Here is a 14,038-nt window from a genome sequence, read left to right as displayed (position 1 = left end):
CCTGCGCCAGGATGGGCGAACACGCAGGTACACCCGAGGAGCCCACGATCGCCAGAAAGCCTCAACCCGAGGGCGGCCAGGCACCGGTCGTCCAGCGCGTCCGCATCCGGTACGCCAAGCGCGGGCCGCTGCGATTCACCTCGCACCGGGACTTCGCCCGGGCGTTCGAGCGCGCGCTACGCCGGGCCGCCGTGCCGGTCGCCTTCTCCCAGGGTTTCCACCCGCACCCGAAGATCTCCTACGCCAGCGCGGCCCCGACCGGGGTGGCGAGTGAGGCGGAGTACCTGGAAATCGCCCTTCAGGCGGCCGTCGACCCGGAGGCGTTGCGTGCCGCGTTGGACGCCGCGCTCTCGCCGGGGCTGGACGTCCTGGACGCCGTGATCGCCGAAGGGGGCAACCTGCCGGACCGGATCGAGGCGTCGCACTGGCACATCGAGTTGCCTGAGGTCGACACGGCGGTGCTGCGCGCCGCGGTGGACGCCTTCGTCGCAGCCGAGGAGGTGCTGGTCGAGCGGATGACCAAGCAGGGTCGACGCACTTTCGACGCCCGAGCCGCCGTGATGTCGATCGATGTCCAACTGCCTACGCCGACGCCTTCCGGGGCGCCGGCCGTACCGTGTGCGATACTCGAACTGGTCGTGCGGCAGGTCACCCCGTCCGTACGGCCCGATGACGTCCTTTCCGGCCTCCGCGTGGTGGCCGACCTGGAGCCGCCGGTTTCGCCGAGGGTGACCCGGCTGGCTCAGGGCACGTTGACCGCGCAGGGTGCGATCGTGGATCCGTTGGATGCGGACCGCGACGGGGCAGCCATCGTTGGGCACTGACCGACGGTCGGTGTTCTGGCAGGCAGACTTCGGCGGTCGCGCACCACGCGCGCCCGGCGGAAACACTTTTGCGGCGACCCTGCGTGGCAGCGCTCACCCGCGCCCGGGCTAGCCAGAACTGGAGAACGTCCATGCTCGAGAACGAGCCCGAGGGCGGCGAACGGACCGGTTCACAGCCGGCCGGTGAGACCGCCGACCAGAGCACCACGGCCGACGGCGCCGCCGTCGACACCTCCACCACGGCCGTCGGTTCGGCCTCGGTGGAACCGGCCGGCGCGGAGAGCGCTCCCGCTGAGGCCGCCGAACCGGCCGCGCCGGTGCGGCGCACCCGGGCGACCCGTCGTCGGGCCGCTCCGCTCAACCAGCCGGAGCAGACCGACGCCCCGATCGAGGCGCCCACCGGTGGTTCCGGCAACGTCGAGTCGCCGCAGGCGGAGGTCTTCGCCCCGGTCTCCGGCGACCTGGACGTCGCACCGAAGACTCCCCGGCGCCGCCGCAAGGCCACCCCCGTCGAGACGACCGCTGAGGAGCCGCTGGTCGCCGCCTCTGCGGAGGAGGCCTCGGCCGAGGTGGTACCGCCGGTCAAGGTGACCCGTACCCGGCGCAAGAAGGCCACACCGGCGGCCGTCGAGGAGCCGCCCGCCACCGAGCAGCCGGTCGCCGCCGACGAGTCGCCCGCGGTCGAGGAGCCGGTCGTCGAGGAGCCGGACCTCACCGAGGAGCCGGCGGAGTCCGACCTGCGCGAGGCCGAGGCCGAGCTGAACGACTCCCCGGCTCTGCCGGGCACGTCCGCCGCCGATCTGGCCTGGAGCAGCGGCGCGCAGGACCGCTCCGGCGAGGTGCCACCGGGTGTGGCCGTCTCCGGTGTGACAGCTGAGCCGGCCGAGATCGAGCCGGAGCAGCCGCGTACCCGTCGTCGGCGCGCCGCGCTCTCCGCGCCCACCGTGCTGTTCATGGCACCCCAGCCGGACGCCGTGCCGGTGACCCGACCGGTGGAGCCCGCCGCGGCGACCGAGGAGCCGGCCGTCGAGGAGGCCGCCGAGCCGTCCCGTCGCCGTCGGCGCGGTCGCCGCGAGGTCGAGCCGGTGGAGCCGATCGAGGCCGTCGAGGCCGAAGAGGAGCCGACCGAGGAGGCCGACGATGCCGCCGAGGCGGATGAGGACGACGAGGACAGCGCCGCCGCGCGCCGCCGCCGCCGGCGTGGTCGCCGGGGCCGGGGCCGGGGCAAGGGCGGGGCCGACGACGCCGAGGACGAGGAGTCCGAGGATGCGGCGCAGGCCGACGAGGAAGAGACCGCTGAGGCAGAGGCCGAGGCCGACGAGGACGAGGAGTCCGAGGGCGGGGACGGTCTGACCCGTCGTCGCCGTCGCCGTCGCCGTCGTGGCGCCGGTGACACCGAGGGCGCGGCGGACGACGGCGTGCCGACCGTGGTGAAGATCCGCGAGCCGCGCCGGACCGTCGACGAGGTGCAGGGTGTGTCCGGCTCGACCCGGCTGGAGGCCAAGCGCCAGCGCCGCCGGGACGGTCGGGAGCAGCGCCGTACCCGCCCGCCGATCCTCAGCGAGTCGGAGTTCCTGGCGCGCCGGGAGGCCGTCGACCGGGTGATGGCGGTCCGCCAGCGCGGTGACCGCACCCAGATCGCCGTTCTGGAGGACGGCGTGCTGGTCGAGCACTACGTCACCCGCAACTCCTCCGGAACGATGGCCGGCAACGTGTACCTCGGCAAGGTGCAGAACGTGCTGCCGAGCATGGAGGCCGCGTTCGTCGACGTCGGTCGGGGCCGCAACGCCGTGCTGTACGCCGGTGAGGTCAACTGGGACACCTCCGGGCTGGAGGGGCGGGCCCGCTCGATCGAGCAGGCGCTGCGCTCCGGCGACTCGGTGCTGGTCCAGGTCACCAAGGACCCGATCGGGCACAAGGGCGCGCGGCTGACCAGCCACATCGCGCTCTCGGGCCGGCACCTGGTCTACGTACCCAACGGCAATGCCTCCGGGATCAGCCGCAAGCTGCCGGACAACGAGCGCAAGCGGCTGCGGGACGTGCTCAAGAAGCTGGTCCCGGACGGCGCGGGCGTGATCGTCCGGACGGCCGCCGAGGGCGCCACCGAGGACGAGCTGGCCCGCGACGTCAAGCGGCTCCAGGCGCAGTGGGAGGACATCCAGGCCAAGGCCGCCGAAGGTGGCGCTCCGGTGCTGCTCTACGGGGAGCCCGACCTGGTCATCCGGGTGGTCCGGGACCTGTTCAACGAGGACTTCCGCGAGCTGGTGATCGAGGGCGAGCAGTCGTACGACATGGTCGAGTCGTACCTGTCGCACGTCTCCCCGGACCTGGTCGACCGGGTGCGCCGACACGTCGGCACGAGCGACGTCTTCGCCGAGTACCGGATCGACGAGCAGATCATCAAGGGCCTGGACCGCAAGGTCTTCCTGCCCTCCGGCGGCTCGCTGGTGATCGACCGCACCGAGGCGATGACGGTCGTCGACGTCAACACCGGCAAGTACACCGGCTCCGGGGGCAACCTGGAGGAGACCGTCACCCGCAACAACCTGGAGGCGGCGGAGGAGATCGTCCGTCAGCTCCGCCTGCGGGACATCGGCGGCATCGTGGTGATCGACTTCATCGACATGGTGCTGGAGTCGAACCGTGAGCTGGTGCTGCGCCGGCTCACCGAGTGCCTGGGCCGGGACCGCACCAAGCACCAGGTCACCGAGATCACGTCGCTCGGCCTGGTGCAGATGACCCGTAAGCGGATCGGCGCGGGCCTGCTGGAGGCGTTCAGCGAGACCTGCGAGTGCTGCAAGGGCCGGGGCGTCATCATCCACACCGAGCCGGTGCCGGAGAAGCCGCGTCCCGCCGGTGCGGGGGAGAAGGTCAAGGCGGTCGCCTCGGCGGTGGCTCCCGCTCCGGCGGCCGAGCAGCCTGCCACCTCGTCCCGCCGCCGGGCGCGCAAGAACGCCCCGGCCGCGGCCGAGCGGACCGCGGTCGAGGTCGTCGACACCGACACCAGGGCCGAGCCGGACGCCGACTACCAGGACACCATGGGCTACGACCTGTCCCGCTACGAGTCGGACACCGCCGCCGCGCCGGCGATCTCCGACGCTCAGCAGGGCGAGTCGGCTCGTCTGGCCGCGGCGGACGATCCGGACGCGCTCGCTGACGGTGAGGGCGACGAGGAGACCACCGAGGGTGGTGGCGGCCGTCGCCGGTCGCGTCGCGGTGGCGCCCGTCGACGGACCCGCCCCTGAGCGCCTGACCGGCCACGTGTTTGACGAGGTCCCTCTCCCGGCAAAGTGACGGGGAGGGACCTCGTCGTTGCGGCCATCCGGCCTTCGATCGGCCGTCCCAGGTCAGGAGAAGAAGATGCGCCGTCTGCTCGCGGTCACCGCGCTGCTCACCATGCTCTCCGGGGCGGCCGGCTGCTCGACCGGTGGGACCGGCGAGGGCGCTGGTTCGGCGGCCGCGGGCACCCCTCCCGGCCCGACCGGCATGCCGGCCAGCAGCGGTGTGGCGAGCGGCGACGCCACCCAGGTCTGCGCCACCGCGCAGGAGGCCGGCACCACTGCCGTCCGGACGTACGTGGCGGAGCTGGGCCAGATGCTCGCAGCGGTGGGTGCCGGGGACAGCCGCACGGCCGAGGCCGCCCGGGGACGGGCCGAGGCGGCGCTGGCGAACTGGCGGACCGTGCTGCGGGAGCAGTCGGAGCGGACCGACGATCCGCAGCTCAAGACGCTGCTCACCGACCTCGGCACCGAGGTTTCCGCGCTCGGTGCCGACGTCGAGTCGATCGACGAGACCGAACTCGACCGGCTCCAGCAGCGCCTCGACCAGCTCTGCACGCGCTGACCAGGGCGGGCCGGTTTGGGGTCCGGGCCAGCAATGGCGTACTCTTGCCTGCGGCCCACCTTTGGTGTGCCGAGTTCCCGTGTGCCCGCGCCGCCGTGCACTGCTACCCGGCGAGCCGCTGCGGGAACGACCGCCAGCAGCCTCAACGACAGGGAGTCCGCCTCCGATGTACGCGATCGTCAAGACCGGCGGCAAGCAGTACAAGGTCGCCGAGGGCGACGTGATCGAGGTCGAGAAGCTCACCGGTGCCCCCGGTGACGCGGTGAAGCTCACCGCGGTGCTCCTCGTCGACGGTGACGACCTGGTGACCGACGCGGCGAAGCTTGCCGAGGTCGCGGTGTCCGGCGAAATCGCCGCGCACACCAAGGGCCCGAAGATCCGGATCCACAAGTTCAAGAACAAGACTGGCTACCACAAGCGCCAGGGTCACCGCCAGCCGTTGACCCAGGTCAAGGTGACCGGCATCTCCAGCGGGAAGTAGGTCGTCCTCCAATGGCTCACAAAAAGGGTGCGTCCAGCTCGCGTAACGGTCGTGACTCCGCGGCCCAGCGACTCGGCGTGAAGCGCTTCGGTGGTCAGGTCGTCAGCGCCGGTGAGATCATCATCCGGCAGCGTGGCACCAAGTTCCACCCCGGTGACCTGGTCGGCCGTGGCGGCGACGACACGCTGTTCGCGCTGTCCGCCGGTTCGGTCCTGTTCGGCACCAAGCGCGGTCGCAAGACCGTCAGCATCGTTCCGCAGCAGTAGTTCTCTTCGCTCAAGCGGGCCGCGGACCTCCGGGTCCCGGCCCGCTTAGCCTTTTCCGAAGTGCGAGGTCGAGCCTCGCTGGAAGGATTGACGCCGTGGCAACGTTCGTTGACCGGGTCGTTCTGCATCTGCAGGCCGGCGATGGCGGGCACGGTTGTGCCTCGATCCACCGCGAGAAGTTCAAGCCCTTCGGTGGGCCCGACGGCGGCAACGGTGGGCACGGGGGCAGCGTGTCCCTGGTGGTCGACCCGCAGGTGACCACGCTGCTCGACTTCCACTTCCACCCGCACGTCAAGGCCGACAACGGCAAGGGCGGCGCCGGCTCGAACCGGGACGGGGCCAACGGCCACAACCTGGTGCTGAAGGTGCCCAACGGCACAGTGGTGCAGACCTCCGACGGCACCGTGCTGGCCGACATGGTCGGCGCCGGTACGACCTTCGAGGTCGCCCGCGGCGGGCGCGGCGGGCGGGGCAACGCCTCGCTGGCCAACGCCAAGCGCAAGGCGCCCGGCTTCGCCGAGCTGGGGGAGCCCGGCGACCAACTGGACATCGTGCTGGAGCTGAAGAGCGTCGCCGATGTGGGCCTGGTGGGCTTCCCGTCCGCTGGCAAGTCGTCGCTGATCTCGGTGATCTCCGCCGCGAAGCCGAAGATCGCCGACTACCCGTTCACCACCCTGGTGCCCAACCTCGGCGTGGTCCGGATGGACAACCACACCTTCACCGTCGCGGACGTGCCGGGCCTGATCCCCGGCGCGGCCACCGGCAAGGGCCTGGGCCTGGAGTTCCTGCGGCACATCGAGCGCTGCGCCGTGCTGGTGCACGTCATCGACTCGGCGACCCTGGAGCCCGGCCGTGACCCGGTGGCCGACATCGACGCCATCGAGGCCGAGCTGAGCCAGTACGGCGGCCTGACCGACCGCCCGCGGCTGGTCGCCATCAACAAGATCGACGTACCGGACGGGCGCGACCTCGCCGAGATCGTGCGACCCGACCTGGAGGAGCGCGGTTACCAGGTGTTCGAGGTCTCCGCGGCCACCCGGGAGGGGCTCAAGGAGCTGACCTACGCGATGGCCGAGCTGGTCGACGCAGAGCGCAAGGCCGCTCCGCCCGCCGAGCCGACCCGGATCGTGATCCGCCCGATCGCCGTGGACGACGACGGTTTCACCATCACAGGCGAGACGGACGGCTCGTTCACGGTGCGCGGTGTCCGGCCCGAACGCTGGGTCAAGCAGACCAACTTCGACAACGACGAGGCGGTCGGCTACCTGGCTGACCGGCTGGCCCGGCTCGGGGTGGAGGACAAGCTGGCCAAGGCCGGCGCGCAGCCCGGTGATCTGGTCCGGATCGGCGCGCGCGAGTTCGACTGGCAGCCGACGCTCTTCGCCGGCGTGGACTTCGTACCCGGCAACCGGGGCACCGACGTGCGCCTGGAGGAGAAGTCGAACCGGGCCTCCGCCGCGGATCGGCTCGCCGCCCGAAAGGCTCGCCGGGTGCGCTCGGCCGACGAGGTGGGCGCGGACGCGTCCGACGACAACATCGACGACGAGGACGACGCCGAGTAGTTCGTTGCGCTCCGTGGTGGGGTTGATTTCCGGAAACCTCCCCGAAATCCACGCCTCCTAGCGTGGGGTGATGCTGATCGAGTCCCGGCCTGCCACCGATCCGGAGATCGCCGCCATGGTCATCGCGCAGCAGCGTGAGCTGCGCGAGGCCGATGGTGGGTTGGACGGGCAGGTCTTCGTCCCCCATGACGACGTCCGCTACCTGGCGGTGGTGGTGAACGGCCGGGCGGTCGCCTGCGGCGGGCTACAGGCGCTCGATGCCGAGACCGGCGAGGTCAAGCGGATGTACGTCCGGCCCGCGTACCGGGGTCGGGGAATCGGTCGCCAGTTGCTCGCCGCGCTGGAGGAGTGCGCGTTCCGGCAGGGGCACTCGGTGGTCTGCCTGGAGACGGGCACCTACCTGCCGGCCGCTGTCGCCCTGTACACCGCGTGTGGCTACCAGCAGATCCCGGTCTACGGCGAGTACGTGGGCAACCCGTACAGCGTCTGTTTCGCCAAGCGGTTGCCGGTCGCGGCCTGACGGCCGCGTCACCGCTGCCGCGTCGCGGCGGGCCGCCGACGCGTACCGGCCAGGGTGACTGCGGGGTCGCCCGGCGCTCGTCGTCCTCCGATCGGTCGGTCTGGTCAATCGGCTTCGACTCGGCCGAGCCCCGCTGCACCAGGTACGCGGTGAGCAGCACGTACCCGCCCATCTGGAGCCCCGAAAGCCCAGGTCAGTGCCGTTCGGCGGGGTTGTCCAGACGTCCGCCGGTGCCGGCCTGGTTCGACAGCAGCAGCCCGAGCGCGAGCATCCCGAAGCCGAGCGCGAGGTGCAGCCAGTTGTCGGCGTCGTTGACCGGCAGGATGTTCGCCCCACCCTCCGGGTTGACCGCCTCGATGGCCAGGCCGTACAGCCAGAGAGCGAGGTAGATCGCGCCACCGGCGGCCAGGAACACGCGGGCGCCGGCGACGCTGCGGGCCAGCGCCAGGCCGACCAGCCCGAAGAGCAGGTGCACCACGTTGTGCAGGATCGACACCTGGAACAGCCCGAGCAGGTGGGCGTCCGAATGGTGCCCGGCGAACCGCAGCTCGCCGTAGTCGGTGGTGATGCCGGGGATGAAGCCGAGGACGCCGATCAGCAGGAAGACCCCGGCCACGACCAGTGCAGCCTGTTGGACCCGGGGTCGGGGGCCGGCCGCTCGGCCGCCTCGTGCGTCTCGTGCCATCGCTGCCCCCTCCGTGGATCTGCCGGCCTCGCGAACCTCACTGTCCGCAGCGGCGACGTTACGCAGCCCGACGATCCTCCATTTTGAAGACCAACCAGTGGGCCGCGCAGATAAATGCACGAAGAGGTATGGAAGCCGAAACGGAGGGTAGGTGAATGGTCAGCGGCGGCGGCAACGCGCCGCTCCCCCCAGCACAACCTCGACAACTTCCTGAGCGGAAGGGAAATCATGACTTACGATCTTTCACCTACTTCCTCCACCTACGGGCAGGAGTCGACCAACGGCGGCGGCGCCCGTGACCAGGCGCGCCAGGTTGGTTCTGAGGCTGCGCAGGCTGGCGGCGCGGTCGCTCAAACCGCCAAGGAGCAGGGCACCGAGGTTGGCCGCGAGGCGGCCCGGCAGGCCCGCAACCTGTACGGCGAGGCCCGCACCCAGCTCGCCAGCCAGACCGGTGAGCAGCAGCGCCGGGCCGCCGGTGGGCTGCGTTCGCTGGCCGACGAGATGCGCTCGATGGCCGAGAACGGTGGCCAGACCGGCCCGGTGAGTGAGCTGGCCCGCCAGGCCGCCGACCGGGTGCACGGCGTCGCCGGCTGGCTCGAGGAGCGCGAGCCCGGCGACCTGATCACCGAGGTACGCGACTACGCGCGTCGTAACCCGGGCACCTTCCTGGTCGGCGCGGCGGTCCTCGGCGTACTGGCCGGCCGGCTGACCCGGGGCATCTCCGCCGGTGGCGACGACTCCGGCAACGGATCCTCGGCCTACCGGGGCGCCGGGGCGTACGACCCGGAGCAGACCGCCGTGATCCCGACGCAGCCGCCGGCGCCCCGCACGGTGCCGGACGCCACCCCGGCGGGTGGCTACCTCGACCCGACCCCCGGTACGCACACCCCGCCGACGTCCGGTGGCTACGCCGACCAGACGTCCAGTGGCTACGCCGACCCGGCGCCCGGCGGCTACGCCGAGCCTGGCCGGGGCGACACCCCGGAATACTCCGGCACCGGTCAGCCGCTGCCGCCGGTGACCCAGACCGACCCGCTGCCGGGCGTGCCGTCCAGCGGCAGCCCGCGCCCGTGAACCACCGAGTCATCCGAAGGGAGGCGACGGCATGAGCATGCCGACGCAGGGGTCCGGACTGGACTCCGGTTACCACCCCGACGCGGGTGCCCCGCACACCGCGGCGGAGGTGAAGGGCAGCTCGCTGGGTGACCTGATGCGTCAGGTCACCACCGACCTGTCGACGCTGATGCGTCAGGAGGTCGAGCTGGCCAAGGCTGAGATCCGCCAGGAGGGCAAGAAGGCCGGCAAGGCGGCGGGCCTCTTCGGCGGTGCCGGCTTCGGCGGCTACATGGTGGCCCTCTTCGTGTCCATCGCCGTCTGGCAGTTCCTGGACAACGTCATGGACTCCGGACTGGCCGCGCTGATCGTGGCCGTGATCTGGGCCGTGGTCGCCGCGGTTCTCTACTCGAAGGCCAAGAAGAACGCCCAGCACGTACGCGGGCTCAAGCAGACCAACGACAGCGTGCAGCGGATCCCCGACGCGCTCAAGCCGCACCCGGAGGGAGTCACCCGATGAGCACCGATCCCGATCAGATCCGCCGGGAGATCGAAGCAACCCGTAACAGCCTCAGCTCCGATGTGGATGCGCTGGCGTACAAGGTGAGCCCCAGCCGCATCGTCGACGACCGTAAGCAGCGGGCCCGCTCCGCTCTGCAGAATGTGAGGGACAAGGTCATGGGAACCGCGTCTGACCTCGGCCACGGCACCGGCCAGGCCGCCCATTCGGTGGGTGACCGCGCCTCGTCGGCGGCCTCCAGCGTCAGCGACGCCGCGCACTCGGCGGCGACCACTGTCAGCGACGCCGCGCACAGCGCCCCGCGGGTGATCCGGCAGAAGTCCCAGGGCAACCCGCTCGCCGCCGGTCTGGTCGCGTTCGGGGTCGGCTGGTTGGCCTCGTCGCTGATCCCGGCCTCCCGCCGCGAGCAGCAGGCCGCCACCCAGGTGAAGGCCAAGGTCAGCGAGCACAGTGGGGCCGTGAAGGAGAAGCTGAGCGAGGTGGCCAGCGAGCTGCGCGAGCCGGCCCAGCAGGCCGCCGAGTCGGTGAAGTCCACCGCCCAGGACGCCGTGCACGCGGTCAAGGACGACACGAAGTCCGCCGCGCACCACGTCAAGGACCAGGCCACCCCCTGACCCCACCCGCAGAACCAACGCGACAGCTCGCGGCCGCCCTCGGGTGCCCGCGAGCTGTCGCGTTGAAGGGGGCCGACCTTGCTTTGCTCTGCACCCGCCCACGCGCCAGTTACGGACCGTGCGTGGTGCGCGGGCGGGTGCAGAGCGGTTTCGGCTGGCGTTCTGTGGGTCTACGGTCGGTCTCGCCACGACCGGAAGTGCAAGATCGCGCGGATCCGTGGGTTGCGCGGGGCGGGGTTGGCGGCTCGGCGGATTCGGGTGTCGCCGTAGCTGACGCCGCCCAGCACGAGGCGTTGGGCCACCGCGAGCCAGCCGCACACACCGCGTTCCAGCAGCCAGAGCGGGGCCGCCAGTGCCGTGGCCGGCGGGAACACCCGGGTGCCGCCGGCGCGGCGGCGACCCGTCTCGGCCAGGGCGACGACACCGGCCGCCGCGCCGAGCAGCAGCCTGGGGCGGCGCGACGCGACCGCCGCCGCCAGCGCCGGCAGCACCGCGAGCGCGGTCAGCAGGCGAGCCGGCTGAGCCAGATCGTCGTACGCCTGACGGACCCGTTGACCACGGAAATGCGCGGCGTCCGGAGGCAGTCGGCGGACGTACAGCCAGGCTGGGGTGGCCTCGGTGCCGCCGTACCCGCGCACCGTGCGGATCAGCTCCAGGTTCTCGAAGAGCACGTTCGGGTCGTACCCGCCCATGGCGAGGAAGGTGCTGCGCCGCACGGCAAGGGTGCCCGGGTAGTCCGCCCCGAGCGCCCGGTTGAGCAGCGTGCGGCCGGTGTCCCACCAGGCGTGCCAGGGCAGCGGGTCGAAGTAGTTCTGCGGTCGTACCAGGTCGACCCGGCCCAGTAGCCGGTGCGCCGCGGTCAGCGCGGACTCGTCGTACCGGACGTCGTCGTCGGCGATCACCACGTGCTCGTGGCCGGCCGCGCGGACGCCGGTGTGTACGCCCAGCACCTTGCCGTTGAGCCCACGCTCACCCGGATCCGGTGGGAGGTGCCGGACCAGCCCTCGCCACGCCTCGGCGTGTCGGGCGAAGAGGTCCGGAGGGGGAGCCGTCGACCACGAGTATCTCGACCCGGTGACCGAGCCAGCGCAGGTAGTCGGTCAGCTCGGCCAGGCCGGTGTCGGTGTGCCAGCGCAGCGGGAGCACGTACGTCATCGGTAGGCGGACCGGCGACCTGCCGGCGCCCTCGTGCTCGACCTCCCACCGGCGGGTGGCGCACCGGGCGTCTCCAGTAGGGCTGAACGAGGACATGGCAACTCCGGGGCGGACAGGGTCGCGGTCGGTGTTGAGCAGCATCTGCCCGCATTTCCGTCGATCAAACAGCGGGTCGTTTCGACTGCCGGACCCCGGGTAGCGCTGCCCTCAAGAGCTGTCCATGCCCGGTCGTCCGGGTGGAGGAGATAGACGTGATGACCGACAACGGAACCAGGTGGGCGCTGCATCCCTGACGGCTGGGGGTACCCGCCTCGCCGGTCGCTGCGATCGGCGGGGCGGGTCAGCCGGCGCGGCGGACGTTGGTGATTGTCAGCCCGAGGGGCGGCAGCGCGGGCATCCGGTGCAGATCCAGGGCCAGGTCCTGGACGGGTACGTCGTAGCGCATGGTGGTGACGAGGTTGGTGACCGCCCGCTTCATCAGGTCGATGGTGATCCACTCGCCGGCGCAGCGGTGCCCGGCCCAGTGGTCGCCGCCGCCCTGCGGGATCAGCTCGAACGGGTCCACCCGGCGGCCGGCGAACCTCTCCGGGCGAAACAGCTCCGGTTGCGGCCAGAGCGTCGGGTGGTGGTTGGTCCCGTAGAGGTCGAGCAGCACCCGTCGGCCTCGCGGAAAGTGGTGGCCCTGCCAGTCGAAGGACCGCCGGACCCGGGCCGCCGCGATCGGAAAGAACGGGTAGTAGCGGCGTACTTCCTGGACGAAGTGCGCGGTGGCCTCGTCGTCGTCACGGACCTGGTCCCGCCAGGCGGGATGGTCGCGCAGGGCGAGCGCGGCGAAGGTCATGTACTGGTCGACGGCGACCACCGGGCGCAGCACGTTGAGAAGCTCCACCGCCGCGATCCGCCGGGGGAGGAGGTTGCCGCGCGCGTCCCGGTGTTCGGCGATCACGGCGAGGGCGCTACCGGCCGGCGCCGGCGCGAAACCGACCCGGGTCCGTTCGATGAGGTCGGCGAGCCGGCGTTCGGCGCGGTACCGGGCCAGCCGTCCCCTCCAGTGCCGGGGTCCCAGCACGGCCGGAGCCTCGATCATGGCGTGCAGCTCGACGGCGCGGCGCTCGACCTGCGACGCGGGCAGCGGCACCCCGGCCCAGGCGTGGACCACCCGGGTGAGCATTCGGCCCAGGTCGTCGTAGAGCGACACCGGGCCGGCGCCCTCCCAGGCGGCGACCCGGGTCCGCCACTCGTCGTCGAAGAGCTGACCGAGCCGATGGATCGCCGCCGGTGTCATGATCGACATGAACATGGCCTTGCGGTCAAAGTGCTCCGGCCCGTCCAGCCCCTGCACCCCGCCCCGCCCGGTCAGGGTTCGCTGCACCCGCAGCGGCATCGCCGTGGCGCGTTCGAAGCGGTCGTTGTCGTAGAACAGCTCCGCCGCCGGCCGGCCGCGCAGGCAGATGGTCGGGGCGAGCAGGATTCGGGTCTTGAAGACATCGCTGCCGTACCGCTCGCAGCGTTCGCCGACGAACCGGTAACCGGCGCGGAGCAGCGCGAGGGTGCTGTCCGGGCTGCGGTCGGCCGGCATGGTCGCCATCGGGTCTCCTCACGCGCAGGTCCGGCTGGTCGCCGTTTGCCGGTGCGCTTACCCCCGTCCACGCCGCTGAACCCCCGCCCGGCTGGCCCCTCCCAGGGGCGGCGGAACCTGGTTTGCTGCTGGTGGGACGAGCACGGGGAGGGCGGAATGCGCGACAACAGATCACCGCACTGGCGGCAGCGGCGAGCGGCCGGGGCACTCGGCGGGGGCCGCGACGGGCGGTCACTGATCGGTCCGCCGCGGCGGCCCACCCGTCCGCACCGCTTCTTCACCGTGCACCTGGGCTTCACCGCGCCCGGCCCGGCCGAGGCCCGCGAGCTGGCCGTGGCGTACGCGGAGGCGCTGAGCCTGCTCCGCTCGGAGGTGGCACTCGGTGCGGCGGCCCTGTCACCGGCGGACGCCTGGCAGCGGGCCGAGCGGCTGTTCTGCGGCGCGGTCGGCCCGGACGGCGAACGCTGCGTCGACGTGGCCGACCATCCGGGCTTCCACCACGCCCCGGGCCCGGGTGGCCTCGGCTGGGGCGACGGCGACGGCCCCGGCGATGGTTGACCACCAGCCCCGGGTGGCCGATCCGGGAGTGCGCCGGCCGACCCGCCAGCGTGGCAGTGCCGGTGTCCCGACCACGGGCACCGGCACGGCGAGCCATCACCGACGGGTCGGCGGGCACGGTCAGTCCAGGTCGAACTCGCCGTCCTGCGCACCGGCCACGAAGGCGTCCCACTCGGCCTGGGTGAAGACCAGCACCGGCCCGTTCGGCTCGGCCGAGTTGCGCATCCCGATCAGGTCGTCGACGAAGGCGACCTCGACGGCGCTGTCGGATGTGTCCCCCTCGGCTCGCTGCCAGACCGCCCGAGAGAGGTCGAAGTCGCCCTTGGGGTGCTGCGCCATGGTTCTTTCCTCCAGTGCCGAGGGTCGTGTGGTGACCGA

Annotated in this window: 16 protein-coding genes and 1 pseudogene; 11 read left to right on the top strand and 6 right to left on the bottom strand. The window is 72.0% G+C overall.

Annotated features, from left to right (window positions below):
* Positions 1 to 11 precede the first annotated feature (11 nt).
* From ACFYP0_RS14165 to ACFYP0_RS14135, 7 genes are all read left to right on the top strand, one after another.
* Complete coding sequence (locus tag ACFYP0_RS14165; protein ID WP_279635892.1) at positions 12 to 824, top strand: TIGR03936 family radical SAM-associated protein; 813 nt, start codon at positions 12 to 14, stop codon at positions 822 to 824.
* A 131-nt stretch (positions 825 to 955) separates the two neighbouring features.
* Positions 956 to 4,069 carry an Rne/Rng family ribonuclease gene (locus ACFYP0_RS14160; RefSeq protein WP_386996001.1) on the top strand — a complete coding sequence of 1,038 codons (3,114 nt, stop codon included), beginning with the start codon at positions 956 to 958 and terminating at the stop codon, positions 4,067 to 4,069.
* A gap of 115 nt (positions 4,070 to 4,184) precedes the next feature.
* A complete protein-coding gene (locus ACFYP0_RS14155) occupies positions 4,185 to 4,667 on the top strand; it encodes a hypothetical protein (protein WP_124858228.1) in 483 nt (160 codons plus the stop codon).
* A gap of 166 nt (positions 4,668 to 4,833) precedes the next feature.
* Complete coding sequence (rplU, locus tag ACFYP0_RS14150; RefSeq protein ID WP_007464063.1) at positions 4,834 to 5,148, top strand: 50S ribosomal protein L21; 315 nt, start codon at positions 4,834 to 4,836, stop codon at positions 5,146 to 5,148.
* A gap of 11 nt (positions 5,149 to 5,159) precedes the next feature.
* Complete coding sequence (rpmA, locus tag ACFYP0_RS14145; protein ID WP_030491740.1) at positions 5,160 to 5,414, top strand: 50S ribosomal protein L27; 255 nt, start codon at positions 5,160 to 5,162, stop codon at positions 5,412 to 5,414.
* A 95-nt stretch (positions 5,415 to 5,509) separates the two neighbouring features.
* Positions 5,510 to 6,976, top strand: coding sequence for a GTPase ObgE (gene obgE / locus ACFYP0_RS14140; RefSeq protein ID WP_386995996.1), 1,467 nt, complete (start codon positions 5,510 to 5,512; stop codon positions 6,974 to 6,976).
* Positions 6,977 to 7,046: 70 nt separating this feature from the next.
* Positions 7,047 to 7,496 carry a GNAT family N-acetyltransferase gene (locus tag ACFYP0_RS14135; protein ID WP_091410017.1) on the top strand — a complete coding sequence of 150 codons (450 nt, stop codon included), beginning with the start codon at positions 7,047 to 7,049 and terminating at the stop codon, positions 7,494 to 7,496.
* 40 nt (positions 7,497 to 7,536) lie between these two features.
* Here the strand turns inward: ACFYP0_RS14135 and ACFYP0_RS14130 are convergent.
* Positions 7,537 to 7,668: pseudogene (locus tag ACFYP0_RS14130) on the bottom strand (DUF6766 family protein); the annotation flags it as partial.
* A gap of 21 nt (positions 7,669 to 7,689) precedes the next feature.
* A complete protein-coding gene (locus ACFYP0_RS14125; RefSeq protein ID WP_356979893.1) occupies positions 7,690 to 8,181 on the bottom strand; it encodes a DUF4383 domain-containing protein in 492 nt (163 codons plus the stop codon).
* Between the two features lie 228 nt (positions 8,182 to 8,409).
* Here ACFYP0_RS14125 and ACFYP0_RS14120 point away from each other — a divergent pair, with 228 nt between their 5' ends.
* Genes ACFYP0_RS14120 through ACFYP0_RS14110 form a run of 3 tightly spaced genes read left to right on the top strand, consistent with a single transcriptional unit; the run spans position 8,410 to position 10,368 of the window.
* Positions 8,410 to 9,255 carry a hypothetical protein gene (locus tag ACFYP0_RS14120; protein ID WP_124858236.1) on the top strand — a complete coding sequence of 282 codons (846 nt, stop codon included), beginning with the start codon at positions 8,410 to 8,412 and terminating at the stop codon, positions 9,253 to 9,255.
* Positions 9,256 to 9,286: 31 nt separating this feature from the next.
* Entirely contained in the window at positions 9,287 to 9,754 is a 468-nt protein-coding gene (locus ACFYP0_RS14115) for a phage holin family protein (protein WP_124858238.1), read from the top strand.
* Positions 9,751 to 10,368: a DUF3618 domain-containing protein gene (locus ACFYP0_RS14110; RefSeq protein WP_124858240.1), complete on the top strand. Its 618-nt coding sequence runs from the start codon at positions 9,751 to 9,753 to the stop codon at positions 10,366 to 10,368. The genes ACFYP0_RS14115 and ACFYP0_RS14110 overlap by 4 nt, the downstream gene beginning before the upstream one ends.
* 170 nt (positions 10,369 to 10,538) lie before the next feature.
* On the opposite strand, the gene ACFYP0_RS14105 is transcribed toward ACFYP0_RS14110, so the two are convergent.
* The 3 genes from ACFYP0_RS14105 to ACFYP0_RS14095 form a co-directional block, all read right to left on the bottom strand.
* Positions 10,539 to 11,318: a glycosyltransferase family 2 protein gene (locus tag ACFYP0_RS14105; RefSeq protein ID WP_386995992.1), complete on the bottom strand. Its 780-nt coding sequence runs from the start codon at positions 11,316 to 11,318 to the stop codon at positions 10,539 to 10,541.
* Between the two features lie 19 nt (positions 11,319 to 11,337).
* Complete coding sequence (locus ACFYP0_RS14100) at positions 11,338 to 11,619, bottom strand: hypothetical protein (RefSeq protein ID WP_386995989.1); 282 nt, start codon at positions 11,617 to 11,619, stop codon at positions 11,338 to 11,340.
* Positions 11,620 to 11,863: 244 nt separating this feature from the next.
* Positions 11,864 to 13,111 carry a cytochrome P450 gene (locus ACFYP0_RS14095; protein WP_386995986.1) on the bottom strand — a complete coding sequence of 416 codons (1,248 nt, stop codon included), beginning with the start codon at positions 13,109 to 13,111 and terminating at the stop codon, positions 11,864 to 11,866.
* 147 nt (positions 13,112 to 13,258) lie between these two features.
* Here ACFYP0_RS14095 and ACFYP0_RS14090 point away from each other — a divergent pair, with 147 nt between their 5' ends.
* Entirely contained in the window at positions 13,259 to 13,660 is a 402-nt protein-coding gene (locus ACFYP0_RS14090) for a hypothetical protein (RefSeq protein ID WP_112620973.1), read from the top strand.
* A gap of 120 nt (positions 13,661 to 13,780) precedes the next feature.
* On the opposite strand, the gene ACFYP0_RS14085 is transcribed toward ACFYP0_RS14090, so the two are convergent.
* Complete coding sequence (locus ACFYP0_RS14085; RefSeq protein WP_124817462.1) at positions 13,781 to 13,999, bottom strand: DUF397 domain-containing protein; 219 nt, start codon at positions 13,997 to 13,999, stop codon at positions 13,781 to 13,783.
* Positions 14,000 to 14,038 lie beyond the last annotated feature (39 nt).

The sequence above is a fragment of the Micromonospora arida genome (genome assembly GCF_042873195.1).
Taxonomy (GTDB): Bacteria; Actinomycetota; Actinomycetes; order Mycobacteriales; family Micromonosporaceae; genus Micromonospora; species Micromonospora arida.
This window is presented reverse-complemented; position numbering and strand designations above follow the sequence as displayed.